At 38.7% G+C, this 17,932-nt stretch carries 20 protein-coding genes; 18 read left to right on the top strand and 2 right to left on the bottom strand.

Going from position 1 to position 17,932, the window contains the following annotated elements; translation table 11 throughout:
• Positions 1–8: 8 nt before the first annotated feature.
• From spoIIIAF to spo0A, 17 genes are all read left to right on the top strand, one after another.
• Positions 9–638, top strand: coding sequence for a stage III sporulation protein AF (gene spoIIIAF, locus L1999_RS21270; RefSeq protein ID WP_235744421.1), 630 nt, complete (start codon positions 9–11; stop codon positions 636–638).
• The gene (spoIIIAG, locus tag L1999_RS21265) at positions 631–1,281 is read left to right on the top strand and encodes a stage III sporulation protein AG (RefSeq protein WP_235740393.1); all 651 of its coding nucleotides are present in this window, start codon (positions 631–633) and stop codon (positions 1,279–1,281) included. Before spoIIIAF ends, spoIIIAG begins: the two co-directional genes overlap by 8 nt.
• 13 nt (positions 1,282–1,294) lie before the next feature.
• A complete protein-coding gene (locus L1999_RS21260) occupies positions 1,295–1,852 on the top strand; it encodes a SpoIIIAH-like family protein (RefSeq protein WP_235740392.1) in 558 nt (185 codons plus the stop codon).
• Between the two features lie 507 nt (positions 1,853–2,359).
• Positions 2,360–2,869, top strand: coding sequence for an acetyl-CoA carboxylase biotin carboxyl carrier protein (gene accB, locus L1999_RS21255; protein WP_235740391.1), 510 nt, complete (start codon positions 2,360–2,362; stop codon positions 2,867–2,869).
• Positions 2,870–2,883: 14 nt separating this feature from the next.
• Positions 2,884–4,239 carry an acetyl-CoA carboxylase biotin carboxylase subunit gene (accC, locus tag L1999_RS21250; RefSeq protein ID WP_235740390.1) on the top strand — a complete coding sequence of 452 codons (1,356 nt, stop codon included), beginning with the start codon at positions 2,884–2,886 and terminating at the stop codon, positions 4,237–4,239.
• Positions 4,240–4,257: 18 nt separating this feature from the next.
• On the top strand, positions 4,258–4,665 hold the full coding sequence (locus L1999_RS21245; RefSeq protein WP_235740389.1) for an Asp23/Gls24 family envelope stress response protein: 408 nt from the start codon (positions 4,258–4,260) through the stop codon (positions 4,663–4,665).
• 257 nt (positions 4,666–4,922) lie between these two features.
• Complete coding sequence (gene nusB / locus L1999_RS21240; RefSeq protein WP_235740388.1) at positions 4,923–5,318, top strand: transcription antitermination factor NusB; 396 nt, start codon at positions 4,923–4,925, stop codon at positions 5,316–5,318.
• Positions 5,319–5,352: 34 nt separating this feature from the next.
• Complete coding sequence (folD, locus tag L1999_RS21235; protein WP_235744420.1) at positions 5,353–6,210, top strand: bifunctional methylenetetrahydrofolate dehydrogenase/methenyltetrahydrofolate cyclohydrolase FolD; 858 nt, start codon at positions 5,353–5,355, stop codon at positions 6,208–6,210.
• A gap of 115 nt (positions 6,211–6,325) precedes the next feature.
• On the top strand, positions 6,326–7,684 hold the full coding sequence (gene xseA / locus L1999_RS21230; RefSeq protein WP_235740387.1) for an exodeoxyribonuclease VII large subunit: 1,359 nt from the start codon (positions 6,326–6,328) through the stop codon (positions 7,682–7,684).
• Positions 7,674–7,907, top strand: a complete 234-nt coding sequence (locus tag L1999_RS21225) for an exodeoxyribonuclease VII small subunit (RefSeq protein ID WP_215043384.1) — start codon at positions 7,674–7,676, stop codon at positions 7,905–7,907. Before xseA ends, L1999_RS21225 begins: the two co-directional genes overlap by 11 nt.
• Before the next feature lie 3 nt (positions 7,908–7,910).
• Entirely contained in the window at positions 7,911–8,804 is an 894-nt protein-coding gene (locus tag L1999_RS21220) for a polyprenyl synthetase family protein (RefSeq protein ID WP_235740386.1), read from the top strand.
• Positions 8,805–8,971: 167 nt separating this feature from the next.
• Complete coding sequence (gene dxs / locus L1999_RS21215; protein ID WP_235740385.1) at positions 8,972–10,873, top strand: 1-deoxy-D-xylulose-5-phosphate synthase; 1,902 nt, start codon at positions 8,972–8,974, stop codon at positions 10,871–10,873.
• Positions 10,874–10,876: 3 nt separating this feature from the next.
• Positions 10,877–11,713 (top strand): TlyA family RNA methyltransferase, encoded by an 837-nt coding sequence (locus L1999_RS21210; protein ID WP_235740384.1) that lies wholly within the window; start codon positions 10,877–10,879, stop codon positions 11,711–11,713.
• 251 nt (positions 11,714–11,964) lie between these two features.
• On the top strand, positions 11,965–12,414 hold the full coding sequence (gene ahrC / locus L1999_RS21205) for a transcriptional regulator AhrC/ArgR (RefSeq protein WP_235740383.1): 450 nt from the start codon (positions 11,965–11,967) through the stop codon (positions 12,412–12,414).
• Between the two features lie 16 nt (positions 12,415–12,430).
• A complete protein-coding gene (recN, locus tag L1999_RS21200) occupies positions 12,431–14,119 on the top strand; it encodes a DNA repair protein RecN (RefSeq protein ID WP_235740382.1) in 1,689 nt (562 codons plus the stop codon).
• 117 nt (positions 14,120–14,236) lie between these two features.
• A complete protein-coding gene (gene spoIVB / locus L1999_RS21195) occupies positions 14,237–15,535 on the top strand; it encodes a SpoIVB peptidase (protein ID WP_430539984.1) in 1,299 nt (432 codons plus the stop codon).
• A 289-nt stretch (positions 15,536–15,824) separates the two neighbouring features.
• Positions 15,825–16,616, top strand: a complete 792-nt coding sequence (gene spo0A, locus L1999_RS21190; RefSeq protein WP_215043373.1) for a sporulation transcription factor Spo0A — start codon at positions 15,825–15,827, stop codon at positions 16,614–16,616.
• A 71-nt stretch (positions 16,617–16,687) separates the two neighbouring features.
• On the opposite strand, the gene L1999_RS21185 is transcribed toward spo0A, so the two are convergent.
• Complete coding sequence (locus tag L1999_RS21185; RefSeq protein ID WP_235740380.1) at positions 16,688–16,828, bottom strand: YycC family protein; 141 nt, start codon at positions 16,826–16,828, stop codon at positions 16,688–16,690.
• Between the two features lie 36 nt (positions 16,829–16,864).
• Between L1999_RS21185 and L1999_RS21180 the strand changes: the two genes are divergently transcribed.
• Entirely contained in the window at positions 16,865–17,593 is a 729-nt protein-coding gene (locus L1999_RS21180) for a glycerophosphodiester phosphodiesterase (RefSeq protein ID WP_235740379.1), read from the top strand.
• Between the two features lie 74 nt (positions 17,594–17,667).
• On the opposite strand, the gene L1999_RS21175 is transcribed toward L1999_RS21180, so the two are convergent.
• Positions 17,668–17,901 carry a DUF2627 domain-containing protein gene (locus tag L1999_RS21175; RefSeq protein WP_215043367.1) on the bottom strand — a complete coding sequence of 78 codons (234 nt, stop codon included), beginning with the start codon at positions 17,899–17,901 and terminating at the stop codon, positions 17,668–17,670.
• Between the last annotated feature and the right edge of the window lie 31 nt (positions 17,902–17,932).

Raw genomic sequence — 17,932 nt, 5'->3', positions numbered from 1 at the left:
GGAGAATGATGGATTTCTTAAAAGAATGGGTAACGAATATTATCCTGTTTATCCTGTTAGCTACGGTCATCGATATGCTGCTTCCAAACTCTAGTATGCAGAAATATACCAAAATGGTGACCGGGCTCCTTTTAATCGCAATTATTCTTACTCCTATCCTTAAGCTGATCTCCAAGGACTTTGAAACAACTATGAGCGCTATCCCTTCCTATCAGGCTCCGGGAGAAAAAAATATCAAAAATTCAATAGATTTAAAGAAAAAAGAAATACAAGCCTCCCAACATGCATATATTTTAGAAGAAATGGCTGTCCAGCTAAAAAAGGGTGTTAAGGAGGAGTTGATGAATCAATACGGATTGGAGATAGAAAAAATTGACCTAGCAGTGAACGAAGAAAGCGACAAAGCATTCCCTGAAAACCTCCAAAAGGTTACGGTTCTTCTAAAACAGCCAGAAAACAGCGTTCAGACAGTCGAAGCAATTAAACAAATTGAAATAAACACCGAAAAACCTCTTCCTTCTGAAGGATCAACCAAAGAAACAAAACAAATTGCTTCATTTCTGTCACAGAAATGGAATGTAACAGAGAAAACTGTAGAAGTTTCGATTGAAGGGGGGATTAAAAAGAAAAATGGATAACAATCAAGGACCATTATCATGGCTTAAGAAAATACTTAAACCGGAAAATAAGGGTGAAAAGAAACCTGGGAAATACCAATATATGCTGCTGGTTCTCTGTATTGGAGCTGCCTTTATGCTTGTGGGAAATATTGTTTTTAAAGACAATTCGACTACTCAAGCACAGCCGGCAGCAACAAATGAAAAGATCGCTTCTGAGGATGTTCCGGCCTTTGGTATTAAGAAATCATCTGAGAATAAGGTCATAACTCAATATGAGGAAAAGTATGAAAACCAAATGAAGAAGGCCTTAGAGGAAATGCTGGGTGTTAATGATGTTACCGTTGTCGTAACAATTGATTCAACCGACAAGAAAATACTTGAAAAAAATACAGTAACAAAATCGCAAACGACGGATGAAACAGACCGTGAAGGCGGACAACGTAAGGTAGTTGATTCTTCAACAGATACACAATTGGTTATTATTCGTAATGGAGATAAAGAGGTTCCTATTGTCGTAGAAACTAAGAAACCTGATATTCGCGGGGTCCTCGTAGTAGCTAAGGGCGCAGATAATATTGAAGTGAAAAAATGGATTAAGGAAGCAGTTACTAGGGCTTTGGGAGTACCTAGTCATCGAGTGGCTGTCATGCCTAAAAAATAAGGGGGAAAAGAAGATGCTATTAAAAAAACAAACAGTTTGGTTATTAACGATGTTAAGTTTAGTTGTGGTCTTATCGGTTTATTACATTACATCACCAGAGCAAAAGAGCAATGATCTAGCTGCCGTTCAACAAAAGGCCAAGGATCAAAATTTAGGGAAATCATCAACGGGAACAAAGGAAAAGGTTGACAAAACAGTTGTATCCAGCGTTGCTGGCGATTCAGCATTTGAAGAACTCCGTATGAAGCTGGAAGACTTACGCAGCCAAAAACAGGAAGAATTGACAAGCGAATTAGCTTCCACTGATCTTTCTCCTGATGAAAAAAGTAAAGTAAAAGATCAAATGGACAAACTAAATCAAGTGGCTCAAAGTGAAGAATTGCTTGAAACATTCATTAAAACAATGGGTTATGAAGATGTGCTTGTAAGAGCGGATGGACCAAAGGTAATCGTTACCGTCAAAGCAAAGAAAAAACCATCTGTTTCAGATGCTAATAAGATTATGCTGGAAGTAAAAAAAGAAATTGATGAAACAAACTATGTAGCAGTTGAATATCAGCCTGCAAAATAAATAACATAAAAAATTGCCGAGAAAGGGTATTTTTCTCGGCAATTATTTATGTTAAGGGATCCAAATGATTTTAAACACTTATTTTTTATTTTTAATAGTTGAGTTGAAGGTCTATTGAAAACACCCTGTTGATTGGCGCGGAAGGCACGAAGACTCCTGCGGGAGTAAGGGGCTGGGGAGACTCCACAGGCGCTTCAGCGCCGAGTAGGCTCCCCGGCACGCCCTCGGAAAGCGAAGTGCCTGGAGCGCCAATCAACAGACCTGTTTAAAGTGGATATACCAATAATTTTTTTATGGTTAAATCCACTAAGAATAGGTAAAAATCTTCAATTGTAAGGAGGGAAATCGTAAAATATTTCTTTTTTTGATCAAAAAAGATTAATATATAAGGGGAGACATCTTGAAATTGTCAGCAGCCTTTCAATTAAGATGATTGAACTTTTACTAGCTATTATCGTATAGTATTAGTAGTTAGTACTAATTAAGTTGTACAAGGAGTGTTACTCAATGTTAAAAGTACAAGAAATTCGTGAATTGATTAAATTAGTTGATCAATCCAGTATCGATGAATTTGTATATGAAATGGATGGTTCAAAAATCCAAATGAAGAAAAACAATCAAACCACGATTGTTTCCCAGCCAGTTTCAGTACCACAGCCAGCCTCTGCAGCTGTACAAACTGTTCCGGCTGTACAGCCAGCACCAGCTGCTCAAGTCCAAGAGGCTGCACCGGAAGCTGTAAAAGCAGCAGGAAATGAATCAGCAGTGCAAGCAAATTTACACAAAATCACTTCACCAATGGTTGGAACCTTCTATTCGTCGCCAACTCCAGATGCTGATAATTATGTAAAAGCAGGAGACCGGGTATCAAAGGATTCAATCGTTTGTATTGTTGAGGCGATGAAATTATTTAATGAAATTGAGGCAGAAGTAGACGGAGAAATCGTTGAAATACTAGTGAAAAATGGTCAATTAGTTGAATATGGACAACCGCTATTTCTAGTCAAGCCAGAATAAGGAGCGATAACAGGATGATAAAGAAACTGTTAATTGCAAACAGAGGAGAAATTGCCGTTAGGATTATTCGTGCCTGCCGGGAAATGGGAATTGAATCGGTTGCCGTATACTCAGAAGCCGACCGTGAAGCCCTGCATGTTCAACTCGCAGATGAAGCCTATTGCATAGGACCAACATCATCAAAAGACAGTTATTTAAACGTTACAAATATAATCAGTGTTGCAAACTTGACCTCATGTGATGCGATTCACCCAGGATATGGATTTCTTGCTGAAAATGCAGACTTTGCAGAACTTTGTAGAGAATGCAATATCACCTTTGTCGGGCCAAGTCCAGAAGCAATCACAAAAATGGGAACCAAGGACATTGCAAGGGAAACGATGCGTAAAGCTGGAGTACCAATTGTTCCAGGATCTACAGGCATTATTAATGATATTGATGAAGCACTTGAGCTTGTGAAGCAAATCGAATACCCTGTCATCATTAAGGCAACTGCAGGCGGAGGCGGTAAAGGAATCCGTGTTGCTAAAAATGAGCAGGAATTAATAAAAGGAATCAATATCACACAGCAGGAAGCGTTGACGGCTTTCGGAAACTCTGGAGTCTACATAGAAAAATATATTGAGGATTTCCGTCACGTTGAAATACAAGTACTTGGCGATAAACATGGAAATACGATTCACTTAGGTGAAAGAGATTGCTCTATCCAGCGCCGGCTTCAAAAATTGTTAGAAGAATCGCCATCACCAGCTTTAGATGGTGAGATTCGTGAAGAAATGGGAAGTGCAGCCGTGAAAGCCGCACAAGCAGTTGATTATTCGGGTGCCGGCACGGTGGAGTTTATTTATGATTATCGCAATCGCAAGTTTTATTTTATGGAAATGAACACAAGAATCCAGGTCGAACATCCTGTGACAGAAATGGTCACTGGGACTGACCTGATTAAAGAACAAATCCGCGTAGCAAATGGTGAAAAACTAACCCTTAAACAGCAGGATGTTACGTTCACAGGCTGGGCAATTGAGTGCAGGATTAATGCAGAGAATCCAGAAAAGAACTTTCTTCCTTCAGCAGGGAAAATTAAGATGTATTTGCCGCCAGGTGGATTAGGAGTTCGTATTGATTCAGCAGCGTATCCAGGATATACCATTCCGCCATACTATGATTCCATGATTGCGAAGGTTATCGCATATGGGAACACCAGAGAAGAAGCCATCTCAAGAATGAAGCGGGCGTTAAGTGAGTTTGTTGTGGAAGGCATTCATACAACCATTCCGTTCCATTTAAAATTGTTAGAGCATGAAAATTTCGTTGAAGGCAATTTTAATACGAAGTTTCTTGAATTACATGATGTGATGAAGTCTGTCTAAAATTTGGAGGTGTTTAATATGAGCGAATTTAGTGTCTTGGAAATGGATCAAGGAAGCAATGGTCATGGTAAAATTGAAATTGCGCCGGAGGTTATTGAAGTGATCGCTGGAATTGCAGCATCCGAGGTGGATGGTGTCTCTGGGATGCGCGGTAATTTTGCAACGGGCGTTGTGGAACGTCTTGGGAAAAAAAATCACGGTAAGGGTGTTAAGGTAGAACTTACTGAAACAGGAATTAAAGTGGATGTCTATTGCTTAATGAAGTTTGGTACATCTATTCCAACGGTTGCAGGAAAGGTTCAAGATAATATTCGTCAAGCTTTGTTGAATATGACTGCATTAGATGCAGAGGAAGTAAACATTCACGTAGTCGGAATTCAATTTGAAAATCAAAAGAACGAACAGGAAATTGACGCTGAACTTTAACTTTTTAAGAACCAAAGGTATCGATCCTTTGGTTCTTCTATTTTTTTATGAGTTTTAAAACGATTTATTGGCGAAAAAAAGTACAAAACCATAATTGAATGGCTGATCCTTTATAAAATAATAAGACATAGTGCGATTCCCTTTTAGTTATGCTATTATCTTTTTATGTGCAAGCTAGTTTCAAGTACATAATGCCAGTCAAAAACAAAAATTAAACAAAAATTAGTTAATATATAGCTAAAGGAGTTAAAGGTAGAATGAAAAGAAGAACAGCTAGGGAAAAGGCGTTACAGGCACTTTTTCAAATTGATGTTAGTGACACCGAACCATCATCAGCGATTGAACATGTTTTAGAAGGAGAGACTAGTGATGACTATCTGAACCAACTGGTTCTTGGGGTAGTTGAGCAAAAAGATGAAATCGATACTCTTATTAGCGAAAATCTTGAAAAGTGGACTCTAGACCGATTAGCTACCGTGGATCGTAACTTATTAAGAATGGCTGCATTTGAATTGAAATTTTCTCAGGATATTCCAGATAATGTAATACTAGATGAAGCCATAGAGATAGCAAAAATATACGGAGATGACCAATCAAGTAAGTTTATTAATGGGGTTTTATCTAAGATAAAAGAAAAACTTCATAACAATTAATCGATTATTTTTTACGGACTGGGGAGGAATTATGATGACAGCACAAATAATTAACGGAAAAGATATAGCTGCAAAAAAAAGGTTGGAAATTGCCGAAGAAGTTGTGAGGCTCAAAGATCTTGGCGTAACACCAGGTTTAGCCGTTATTCTCGTTGGCAATAACCATGCATCAAGGACTTATGTAACGAATAAAGAAAAGGCTTGTAAAGAGCTAGGTATGCATTCTTTATTAATTGAAATGCAGGAAGAAGTTTCTGAAGACGAATTATTAACGAAAATTGCTGAATTAAATGAAACCCCGGATATTCATGGAATCTTAGTACAGCTGCCGCTGCCAAAGCATATTGACGAAAAGAAAGTAATTGAATCCATATCTCCATTAAAGGACGTCGATGGCTTTCATCCAATTAATATTGGCAGGATGATGACCGGCCAAAATGCCTTTCTGCCTTGTACACCATATGGGATTATGGTCTTATTAGAAGAAACAGGTATTTCTATTCCAGGAAAGCATGTTGTCGTTGTGGGAAGAAGCAATATCGTTGGTAAGCCAGTTGGCCAATTATTCTTAAATCAAGATGCAACGGTTACCTACTGCCATTCGAAAACAAACGATTTACCGTTTCATACAAACCAAGCGGATATCTTGATCGCTGCCGTTGGAATACCGAATTTTATTAAGGCGGAACATGTTAAAAATGGTGCGGTTATAATTGATGTTGGAATCAATCGTAATGAAGCTGGAAAACTTTGTGGCGATGTTGCGTTCGATGAAGTTTCCGAAAAGGCTGGATATATTACTCCAGTTCCCAAAGGTGTTGGCCCAATGACCATCACCATGCTTATGTACAATACCGTGAAGTCTGCTGCTGAAAGTCTTACTCGAGATTAAGTAAAGTATGTCCTTATCTCATACAGATAGTTCAATTTGTTTTTACAGACAAAAAATCGAGCTAAATGTATAATGGATAAGGACAGTTTTATTCTTTCGTTAAAAGGAGCTGCACATGCAGGAACAAAGATATTTATCTGTGAATGCTTTAACAAAATACATAAAACGAAAATTTGATGCTGATCCCCATTTACGGGAAGTTCATGTAAGAGGCGAAATTTCTAATTTCAAACAGCATTCAAGCGGACATATGTATTTTACCTTAAAGGATGAGAAAGCCCGAATTCTTGCCGTGATGTTTGCTGGACAATCCCGTTTTATGAAATTCTCACCAGAGAACGGGATGAAGGTGATTGTTAAGGGTGAAATCAGTGTATATGAACCAAGCGGCCAGTATCAAATATATATAAGAGAAATGCAGCCTGATGGCATTGGCGAATTATTTTTAGCCTATGAACAACTTAAACAAAGATTAGAAGCGGAAGGATTATTTGCTCCTGAAACAAAAAAAGCCATCCCTTTATATCCAAGAACAGTGGGCGTGATTACTTCCCCTACTGGTGCGGCCATTCGGGATGTCATTACTACAATTAAAAGGCGTTATCCTATCGCGAATATTCTTGTATTCCCTGCTCTTGTACAGGGAGAGAATGCTGCCCCTTCAATCGTAAAAGCCATTGAAAAGGCCAACAATATGAAAGAAATCGATGTCTTAATTGTTGGGCGCGGCGGTGGTTCGATTGAAGAGTTATGGGCATTCAATGAAGAATTAACAGCACGTGCTATTTTTTCTTCTAAAATTCCGATAATTTCAGCAGTAGGCCATGAAACAGACTTTACAATTGCTGATTTTGTTGCTGACTTGCGTGCCCCGACACCAACAGGTGCAGCAGAATTAGCAGTTCCACATATTGAAGAACTGGTGGATAGGGTTTTGCAGCGTCAAGGCCGTCTAATTCGTGTTATGAGCTCGAGGTTTAAGTTTGAAAATGAACGGTTAAGTCGTGTTCAAAAATCGTATGCATTTCGCTATCCACACCGGCTTTATGAGCAAAAACTTGAGCAGGTAGATCGGTTAACTGAAGGATTGAAAAGAGGAGTTTCTCGATTATCCGCTGTAAAAATAGAACAGCATGAGATCCTATCAAAACGGTTGCAGCGAAAACATCCAAAAGAAGGACTGCTGGAGGCAAAAAAACGTTTTGAAAGGACACAAAAGGATTTAAACCGAACGGTAACGCAAATTTATGAAAAAAAACAAACTGAATTTGATCGGATTCTTTCTACACTGCAGGCCTTAAGCCCTCTTAAAATAATGGAGCGCGGCTATAGTTTAGCCTATACAGAGGATAACCGGCTCGTCAAAAGTGTTAAACAAGTAAAGACAAATGAGCAAGTTCAAATTCAATTAACAGATGGAAGCCTTTTCTGTAATGTGAAAACCATAAAGGAGAGAGAAGCAAGTGACAACTGAAAAAACTTTAACCTTTGAAGAGGCCATGACAAAGCTTGAAGAAATTGTTGAAAAGCTGGAAGAAGGCGACGTTCCATTAGAAGAAGCGATTACTTTCTACAAAGAAGGTATGGAACTATCCAAATTATGTCATGATAAATTAAAAACTGTGGAAGAACAACTTACGCAAATTATTACGGAGGATGGGCGTACTGAGCGTTTTTCTATTGCAGAGGAGGATTAGGGCTTGAAAACCGGATTACTAGACGCATTTAGAAAAGAATATCAACAACTGCTAGATCGGGAACTTCGAGCGCTTGTAGAAAAAATGGATGCCCCTTCCGTCTTAAAGAATTCTATGATTTATTCTCTTGAAGCAGGCGGTAAAAGAATTCGGCCATTATTGTTATTTGCAACTTTAGATGCATTTGGAATCGACCCTAAACAGGGTATACCGGCTGCAGCCGCAATTGAAATGATTCATACCTATTCCTTAATCCACGATGACCTGCCCAGTATGGACAATGATGATTTAAGAAGAGGTAAACCGACCAATCACAAGGTATTTGGAGATGCTATTGCAACACTTGCCGGGGATGCATTATTAACTTATAGTTTTGAAGTAATAAATATGCTTTCTGTTGATTTTGCTCCACCGGCTGTGAAAATGAGCTTGATTGTAGAAATGGCAAAAGCAGCCGGCGCTGAAGGAATGGTTGGCGGACAGGTAGCTGATATGGAAGGGGAGAACAAGGTTCTGTCCCTTGAAGAACTAGAGTATATACATATTCACAAAACAGGCAAGCTGCTAAAGTTCAGTGTGGTGTCAGGAGCCATTATGGCTCAAGCAAACGAAAACTCATTACAAAACCTTTCAGCGTTTGCACATCACCTTGGACTTGCTTTCCAGATACAGGATGATATTCTAGACTTGGTAGGCAATCAACAAATAATTGGAAAGCCTGTGGGCAGTGATACCGTTAACCATAAAAGCACCTATCCACAATTATTATCCTTGGAAGGGGCGAGAGATGCTCTTCAGAATCAAATTAAGCTGTCCAAAGAATATTTAAAAAAGACAGACTTAAATACTAATCTTCTTGACGAAATAACGGATTTAGTTGCATCAAGGGATCACTAGAGTGTTTTTTGGCTGCAGTATGAGTATGTACTAATGGTTCTCATTTTAGAGAAGTTGTTAATTGCCGTTATCACTTAGTGTGTTAGCGGCTATTTTTTCAGATAAAGATAGAAATACTAGGGTATAAAAGGGTAGAACGAATAAGTATGAAAGTGAGTGGTCCAAAAATGGATTTATTATCAATCAAGGACCCATCCTTCTTAAAAAGGATGTCGAATCAGGAGCTAGAGGCTCTTAGTCAAGAAATTCGCGAATTTTTAATTCAGAAATTATCTGTAACCGGTGGACATATCGGACCTAATTTGGGAGTAGTAGAATTAACGCTCGCTTTACATAAATGTTTTGATAGTCCAAAGGATAAACTGATTTGGGATGTAGGGCATCAATCCTATGTCCATAAGATATTAACAGGCAGGGCCTGTGAATTTGACACGTTAAGACAATATAAGGGATTATGCGGATTTCCAAAACGGGGTGAAAGTGAACACGATGTTTGGGAAACCGGACACAGTTCTACATCTCTTTCTGCTGCCATGGGTATGGCCATTGCTCGGGATTTAAAAAAAGAAAAATCCTTTGTGGTTCCAGTAATCGGTGACGGGGCTTTAACGGGTGGAATGGCACTAGAGGCATTGAACCATATTGGTCATGAAAAAAAGAATATGATTGTAGTGCTTAATGATAATGAGATGTCGATTGCACCTAACGTCGGTGCTCTTCATAATATTCTTGGCCAATTGCGGACCGCCGGTAAATACCAATGGGTAAAAGATGAACTTGAAGTACTATTGAAGAAGGTCCCTGCAGTAGGTGGGAAACTTGCTGCGACTGCCGAAAGAATAAAGGATAGCCTCAAGTATTTGGTGGTTTCCGGTATGTTCTTTGAAGAGCTTGGCTTTACTTATTTAGGACCTATTGATGGTCATAACTTTGATAATTTATTTGAAAGTCTCCAATACGCTAAAAAAACCGACGGACCTGTCCTTCTCCATGTAATTACTAAAAAAGGGAAGGGCTTTAGACCAGCTGAAAGTGACAAGATTGGTACATGGCACGGGACTGGACCATATAAAATGGATACAGGAGCCTTTGTTAAACCATCAAAAAAACAACCGCCTGCTTGGAGCAGTATGGTCAGTGAAACTGTTCGGAAGCTGGCAAGAAATGATAATCGTATTGTGGCGATCACTCCGGCAATGCCTGTAGGATCCAAGTTAGAAGGATTTGCAAGCGAGTTCCCTGACCGTATGTTTGACGTCGGGATTGCTGAACAGCATGCGGCAACAGTCGCCGCAGGGTTGGCAACTCAAAATATGAAGCCATTCTTAGCCATTTATTCAACCTTTTTACAACGTGCCTATGACCAAGTGCTGCATGATATTTGCCGGCAAAACTTAAATGTTTTTATTGGAATTGACCGCGCAGGTTTAGTTGGTGCTGATGGCGAAACCCACCAAGGGGTTTTTGATATAGCCTTTTTAAGACCTATGCCAAACATGGTTTTAATGATGCCAAAGGATGAAAATGAGGGTCAGCATATGGTTTATACGGCTTTAAATTATAATGATGGACCGATAGCCATGAGATTTCCCCGGGGAAATGGACTTGGGGTAGAAATGGATGAAGCGTTCCATAACATACCAATTGGCACTTGGGAGACGCTAAAAGAAGGAAGTGACGCGGTAATCCTAACCTTTGGCACCACCATTCCAATGGCTATGGAGGCCGCACAAAAACTTGAAAAACAGGGGTTATCCATATCCGTTGTCAATGCCAGGTTTATCAAGCCCCTTGATGAAACCATGCTTACGGAACTTCTTGATAAAGGTATTCCTATCCTTACGATTGAGGAGGCCGTGTTGCAGGGCGGATTTGGCAGTGCAATTCTTGAATTTGCGGGGTCCAAGGGATTTCACGGTGCACTTATTGACCGGATGGGAATCCCAGATCAGTTTATTGAACACGGTGATGTAAATTCCTTACTTGAGGAAATCGGTTTAACAACGGAAGAAACCATTAAGAGAACTTCTATTTTAGCGAATGCCAGAAAAAAACAACAAAGGGCTTAAAATATGAAAAATAAAGAACGGTTAGATGTTTTATTAGTTGAAAGAGGACTTATTGAAACAAGAGAAAAGGCTAAAAGGGCCATTATGGCAGGCCTAGTATATACAAATGAAGAACGCTTAGATAAACCAGGTGAAAAAGTTAAAGTTGATATACCCCTGAATATAAAAGGAAATGTACTTCCATATGTCAGTCGTGGTGGTCTAAAGCTTGAAAAGGCATTAAAGGTATTTGATGTTAATGTCGAAGGGAAGGTCTTATTGGATATCGGTTCTTCAACTGGAGGGTTTACGGATTGTGCACTACAAAATGGTGCTAAGATGTCATATGCGCTCGATGTTGGTTATAATCAGCTTGCCTGGAAGCTGCGGCAGGATGAACGAGTCGTTGTAATGGAAAGAACCAATTTTCGTTATGTAACACCAGCAGATTTAAGCCGTGAGATGCCAAACTTTGCGACTATCGATGTGTCTTTCATCTCACTAACCTTAATTTTACCTGTATTGAAAAACTTGTTAATTCCTGGAAGTGATATAATTGCCTTAGTCAAGCCGCAATTTGAAGCAGGACGGGAGCAAGTAGGAAAAAAGGGAATAGTTCGGGATGAGAAAGTTCATTTACAAGTCATTGAGAAAATTATTAATTTTTCTATTAAGGAAGGTTACTTTGTAAAAAACTTATCCTTCTCCCCGATTACCGGAGGAGACGGAAATATTGAATTTTTGCTTCACCTGCATTGGGAAGGTGAACAAGAAATAGGTGCTAATCAGCTGAAGTTTCAGCCTGTGGAAGTTGTGGAACAATCCCATCGGGAATTTCATACAAAGCATGAAGAAGGGTAGGCAATTAGCCTATCCTTATGCATTGTAATGTATTATTATTAAAAAAATGTACATTCCTTCAGAAATGGGCTAACATATTGGTATATAGGACATACACTGATGTTCTTTTATTGTCTAGCTCCAGCGCCTAGCCCCTCGAGGCCATAAGCCAATCCGTCCAAAAGGTTAAAAAGCAACTTTTCGGCCGGCTCGTCTTATGCTTGTCGGGGCTAACTAAGGCGCTTACGCTTTTATTATTACGAGGTGAAAGAATGAATAAAGGCCAACGTCATATTAAAATAAGAGAGATTATTGCCGGAAGTGATATTGAAACGCAAGATGATTTAGTGGATGAATTAAAGAACGCAGGCTATAACGTAACACAGGCTACCGTCTCAAGAGATATTAAGGAATTACATTTAGTTAAAGTGCCATTAACAGATGGCCGTTATAAATACAGTTTGCCTGCAGATCAGCGTTTTAACCCACTACAAAAATTAAAAAGATCGTTGATTGACGCGTTTGTCAGAATTGATTCAGCGGGCCATTTACTGGTCATGAAATGCCTGCCCGGTAATGCCATGGCAATAGGGGCATTAATTGACAATCTCGATTGGGAAGAAATATTGGGAACGATATGTGGTGATGATACCATGTTAATTATCTGTCGAACACCGGAAGATACAGAGGTCATTACAAACCGGTTCCTTGACATGCTTTAAATGGGGGGAGAGTTCCTTGTTAGCAGAATTATCAATAAAAAATTTCGCTATTATTGAAAATTTATCAATCTCATTTGAAAAAGGGTTAACGGTTTTGACAGGGGAAACCGGTGCAGGTAAATCCATTATTATTGATGCGATTCACCTCATCGTTGGAGGCAGAGGATCGGCTGAATTTGTCCGCCATGGGGAAGAAAGAGCCGTACTTGAAGGTTTATTCCAAATAGATGACCCTAACCATCCTGTTATGTCAAAAGCATGTGAATTTGGCATTGAAATTGAAGAGGGCATGGTTATATTACGTCGGGATATCGCTCGAACAGGGAAAAGTGTTTGTCGAATTAATGGGAAACTTGTGACCATTTCCATCCTCAGAGAAATAGGTGCTACACTTGTCGATATCCATGGTCAGCATGAACATCAGGAGCTTATGGATGAAGCGAGACATTTGCCACTACTTGATCAATTCGGCGCGGAAGAAATTGATCCTGCTCAGAATGAATATGCTCAAGTATTTCGCCGCTATGAGCAGACGTTATATAAACTTAAATCCTTGAGTGAAAATGACCAGCAGACAGCCCATCGGCTCGACTTAATTCAATTTCAATTAGATGAAATTCATAAGTCAAATTTAAAGCCGAACGAAGACGAAGAATTATCTGAGGAAAAAAGAAGACTGGGGAATTTCGAGAGGGTATTTGAAGCCATCCAAACAGGCTATAACGCTTTACAGGGGGAACAAAAGGGACTTGATTGGATAGGGATGGTCATGGGCTCCCTAGAAGAGGCGGCTGCACTTGATACAAGCTACCGAGAATTATCTGATTTGGTTTCAAATAGTTTTTATCAATTAGAGGATGCAGCACAAACATTAAGAAATGAATTAGACGTTCTAGAATATGATCCGCAGAGATTAAATGAAATTGAAGCCCGTTTAAATGAGATTAATCAACTGAAACGGAAGTATGGGAAAACTATTCCAGAAATATTAGAATACGCTGCCAAAATTGAAGAAGAAATTGAAACACTCCAAAATAAAGAAACGCATATTGGAGAGCTCGAAAAGGAATTAGTATCTATAAAAAAAGACTTAGTCCTTGAGGCAAAACAATTAACCGATATTCGCCGTAAATGGGCAATAAAGTTAACTAAATTAATTCATCAGGAATTAAAAGAACTGTATATGGAAAAAACTATTTTTGAAATTCGTTTTGAATCCGAGCAGCTTCATTTTGCTAAAACTGGCGTCGATCATATCGAATTTTATATTTCCACCAATCCTGGGGAACCATTAAAACCATTGTCAAAAGTGGCATCAGGTGGAGAATTGTCTCGAATCATGCTGGCATTAAAAAGTATCTTCTCTAAACATCAAGGGGTAACCTCGATCATTTTTGATGAAGTAGACACTGGTGTCAGCGGAAGGGTCGCCCAATCAATTGCTGAAAAAATTTATAAAGTCGCTGTAGGTTCTCAGGTTCTTTGTATATCCCATTTACCCCAAGTAGCAGCAATGGCTGATACACACCTGTATATAGCGAAAGATATTAAGGGCGGCCGTACAAAAACCTCTGTTACATCCTTAAAGACAAAGGAAAAGATCAAGGAAATCGGCCGAATGATTTCGGGAACAGAAATTACCGATTTAACGAAGCAACATGCAGAGGAATTATTGCAATTAGCTGGTAAAAATAAGAAAAAATGAAAAGCTATCCAAATTGGGTAGCTTTTTTATGTTGAACGAAGTTATAAATGATTGTCAAGGAGGCAAAATTATAGATGTAGCCATTTTTATAAGTGCAGTTGAAAAGAAGCGAGGAGAGTGAAGGATTTGAAGTTAGAAATAATTAGAAAGATTATTGGTGGAATTCTCCTTGTTTCATTAATTAGCCTTATTTTTTTTCAGCCCTTACAGCAATACCTTTCAATACCAAAATCAATAACCGTTTTTGAAGGACAAGATTACACGTTCCAAAAGGCTGCCCCGGTAACAGCCGCCATAGCTTCTCACAATACAAATATCACGCTTAATCAGGGAAAAAAATCGGTATCTGTTAAAGCAAATGAATATGGCAAAAACGAAATGCTTCTAGAATACGCAGGGATTCCCATTAAAAAGGTCGATGTACGAGTCTTAAAAGATTTCCGTGTCTTACCCGGTGGTCAATCAATTGGCGTTAAACTAAATACAGTTGGTGTGTTAGTGGTTGGTCACCATTTAATTAACACAGCAAACGGAAAAAAATCTCCAGGTGAAATTGCAGGAATTAAAGTTGGGGATATCATTACAGAAATCAATGGCAGTAAAATTGAAAAGATGACAGACGTAGCTCCATATGTTCAATCGGCAGGGCAAGATGGAAAGCCCCTCGATTTAGTAATCAGCCGAGAAAGTGGTAAATTCACAACCAAGCTTACTCCATTGAAAGATAAGGGAGAGAGCACCTATAAGCTTGGCTTATATATCAGAGATTCTGCAGCTGGTATTGGTACCATGACCTTTGTTCACCCGCAATCTAAAAAATATGGTGCCCTTGGACATGTCATTTCAGACATGGACACAAAAAAACCAATCGTTGTTGAAGATGGTCAAATCGTCCGTTCTACGGTAACATCTATTGAAAAAGGAAGTAATGGTGACCCAGGTGAAAAGCTAGCTCGTTTTTCTTCAGATCATCAAATTGTTGGAAACATTCAAAAGAATAGTCCGTTTGGGATTTTTGGAGAATTAAACAGAGATTTAAAAAATGGCATAATGGATAAACCACTGCCAATTGCCTTATCCGATCAGGTAAAAGAAGGACCTGCTAAGATTTTAACAGTGGTTAATGACGACCGAGTGGAAGAATTTGATATCGAAATTGTTAGTACAATCCCGCAAAAGTTTCCGGCAACGAAAGGCATGGTTATTAAAGTAACCGATCCAAAGCTGCTTGAAAAGACAGGAGGAATTGTACAGGGAATGAGTGGAAGTCCGATTATCCAGAATGGCAAGCTTGTCGGAGCTGTCACTCATGTTTTTGTCAATGATCCTACCTCTGGCTATGGAGTCCATATTGAGTGGATGCTGAATGAAGCTGGAATTAATATATACGAAACGCCGAAAGAGAAAGCAAGTTGACGTTGAAAAGTGCAAAATAGGCAATTTAGCCTATTTTGCTTCTTTTTTATATAAAGGAAATTCGACAAAAAACAGTTATAAATTGGAAAAGATGCGATTTAAGTCGAAAAAAGAAGTAAAACAAAGAAAAGATGAGATTTTATCACTATTTTAACAAATATTTAAAAAATGAAAGGAATTTTAGTTGCATTGTCGAATTTCTAATTTAGAATAGAATTAAGAGATAAAACGCACGATTAAAATGTTCACTTAAAAATAGAGACTGGATTTGATGAGGGAGGAACTGGAATTGAAAAAAATCAAGGTATGCGTTGTTGACGATAATAGAGAGTTAGTTGGATTATTAGAGGACTATATTTCCTCCCAAGATGATATGGAAGTTGTCGGTATTGCACATAATGGTCAAGAATGTTTAGATATGCTAACCTCCGCAGATCCTGATGTTCTTGTGCTGGATATCATAATGCCTCATCTTGACGGTTTAGCTGTCCTTGAACGTTTACGTGATGTGAAAAAAGGAACGATTCCCAATGTCATTATGCTAACTGCATTTGGGCAGGAGGATGTGACCAAAAAGGCTGTTGAACTTGGTGCTTCTTATTTTATCTTAAAACCATTTGATATGGAGAACCTTGGCAGTCACATTCGACAAGTAAGCGGTAATGGTAATACGTTTACAAGGAAGGCCCCATCTGTAAGTTACCGTTCCCAAGCCGAACAAAAACCAAAAAATCTTGATGCAAGCATCACGAGTATTATCCATGAAATAGGGGTTCCGGCGCATATAAAAGGATATTTATACTTGCGTGAAGCCATCTCAATGGTTTACAACGATATCGAACTTTTAGGTTCCATCACAAAAGTATTATATCCAGATATTGCCAAGAAATATAATACGACAGCAAGCCGTGTGGAACGGGCTATTCGTCATGCGATTGAGGTAGCATGGAGCAGGGGGAATATTGACTCCATTTCGTCCCTTTTCGGTTATACAGTTAGTATGTCGAAAGCAAAGCCTACTAACAGCGAATTTATTGCTATGGTAGCAGATAAATTACGTCTTGAACATAAAGCTTCTTGAAATGACCAGTAATACGCATAAGGCCTTCATTCCATTGAATGAAGGCCTTACTTTTTTAGGTTTAAGGTGGTTTATTTATTTTCTTTCTTTTTTACTTCCATTAGTTTTTGGATAAGAATATGTTGAGGTAAATGCATAAGCTGTTCTAACGGTATTTCTAGTTCCTTAGATAGTTTTAGGGCAGTTTCTGTTGATAATTGTAATGGTTTCATGTCCATTCCTCCATTTTTATATTGGGAAGTGAAAATATGACACAAATTTTTGCGCACCGTGGATATTCCACCTTATTTGCGGAAAATACTATGGGGGCCTTTATAGAGGCTGAAAAAGCTGGTGCTGATGGATTAGAACTCGATGTTCAGTTAACGAAGGATGGAGAAATTGTCGTTATTCATGATGAAAAAGTGGACCGAACTACTACGGGAAAGGGCTTTGTTAAAGATTTCTTATTTAAAGAAATTAGAAAATTAAATGCAAACAAAGACGGACAAAAAAAGGAACCAATCCCATCCTTAATTGAAGTATTGGAATGGCTCCAATCAAATAAATTAATTTGTAACATTGAGTTGAAGAACGGTCTCATTCCATATGAGGGAATGGAAGAAAAAGTAATTCAGCTAGTTAGAAATTATGGACTTAGTGATCGGATCATTATCTCTTCTTTTAATCATTATAGTATTGTTTACAGCTATAGGATTGCACCAGAAATTGAAACAGCCCCATTATTTATCGAAGGAATTTATATGCCTTGGATTTATGCCCAATCCATCCGAGCAAAAGGGATTCATCCCAAACACTCCGCTATGTCTGATACGATTCTTGTTAATACAATGGAAAATGGCATTGCGGTACGACCCTATACAGTTAACAAAGACGAAGATATGCACCGGCTTTTTAAAATAAATTGTACGGCCATCATAACGGATAACCCTGTTAAGGCTCTCCGTATCCGGAAACAATATGAGAACAAATCATAGTATTTGATAATTGAAAAGGAGAGTGCTGTTCACATCGAACAGCCTCTCCTTTTTTAAATGCCCATAGCTGCAAACTATTTCTTAAACTTAGGTTGAACTTTATTGCGCTTCCGGTCTCGATGAAATATAAACCCAGCTACAAATCCAAGACCCCCGATAAAAAAAATCAAACCCGTTAAGAATTGCAATAATAAATTTGGAAATGGTGCTTGCAATATTCCAAAAGTCATATCACGCATTAATTTAATTCCTAAAGCTGCTAATGCACCTGGAATGACTAAAATGATGAGAGCAATAATACGTATCATAAATAAATCCTTCCAATTACTAGATAATTTC

Source organism: Neobacillus drentensis (genome assembly GCF_021560175.1).
GTDB lineage: Bacteria > Bacillota > Bacilli > Bacillales > Cytobacillaceae > Neobacillus > Neobacillus drentensis_A.
Note: the sequence above shows the minus strand (reverse complement) of the source record. Positions and strands in the feature narration are given on the sequence as shown.

Excerpts from the sequence above, each read along its gene's own strand:
- spoIIIAG (WP_235740393.1), top strand. The coding sequence starts at position 631 with ATGGATAACAATCAAGGACCATTATCATGGCTTAAGAAAATACTTAAA.
- L1999_RS21175 (WP_215043367.1), bottom strand. The coding sequence starts at position 17,901 with ATGATACGTATTATTGCTCTCATCATTTTAGTCATTCCAGGTGCATTA.
- L1999_RS21180 (WP_235740379.1), top strand. The coding sequence starts at position 16,865 with ATGACACAAATTTTTGCGCACCGTGGATATTCCACCTTATTTGCGGAA.
- accC (WP_235740390.1), top strand. The coding sequence starts at position 2,884 with ATGATAAAGAAACTGTTAATTGCAAACAGAGGAGAAATTGCCGTTAGG.
- L1999_RS21210 (WP_235740384.1), top strand. The coding sequence starts at position 10,877 with ATGAAAAATAAAGAACGGTTAGATGTTTTATTAGTTGAAAGAGGACTT.
- L1999_RS21185 (WP_235740380.1), bottom strand. The coding sequence starts at position 16,828 with ATGAAACCATTACAATTATCAACAGAAACTGCCCTAAAACTATCTAAG.
- spoIIIAF (WP_235744421.1), top strand. The coding sequence starts at position 9 with ATGGATTTCTTAAAAGAATGGGTAACGAATATTATCCTGTTTATCCTG.
- L1999_RS21260 (WP_235740392.1), top strand. The coding sequence starts at position 1,295 with ATGCTATTAAAAAAACAAACAGTTTGGTTATTAACGATGTTAAGTTTA.
- folD (WP_235744420.1), top strand. The coding sequence starts at position 5,353 with ATGACAGCACAAATAATTAACGGAAAAGATATAGCTGCAAAAAAAAGG.
- dxs (WP_235740385.1), top strand. The coding sequence starts at position 8,972 with ATGGATTTATTATCAATCAAGGACCCATCCTTCTTAAAAAGGATGTCG.
- ahrC (WP_235740383.1), top strand. The coding sequence starts at position 11,965 with ATGAATAAAGGCCAACGTCATATTAAAATAAGAGAGATTATTGCCGGA.
- xseA (WP_235740387.1), top strand. The coding sequence starts at position 6,326 with ATGCAGGAACAAAGATATTTATCTGTGAATGCTTTAACAAAATACATA.
- accB (WP_235740391.1), top strand. The coding sequence starts at position 2,360 with ATGTTAAAAGTACAAGAAATTCGTGAATTGATTAAATTAGTTGATCAA.
- L1999_RS21245 (WP_235740389.1), top strand. The coding sequence starts at position 4,258 with ATGAGCGAATTTAGTGTCTTGGAAATGGATCAAGGAAGCAATGGTCAT.
- nusB (WP_235740388.1), top strand. The coding sequence starts at position 4,923 with ATGAAAAGAAGAACAGCTAGGGAAAAGGCGTTACAGGCACTTTTTCAA.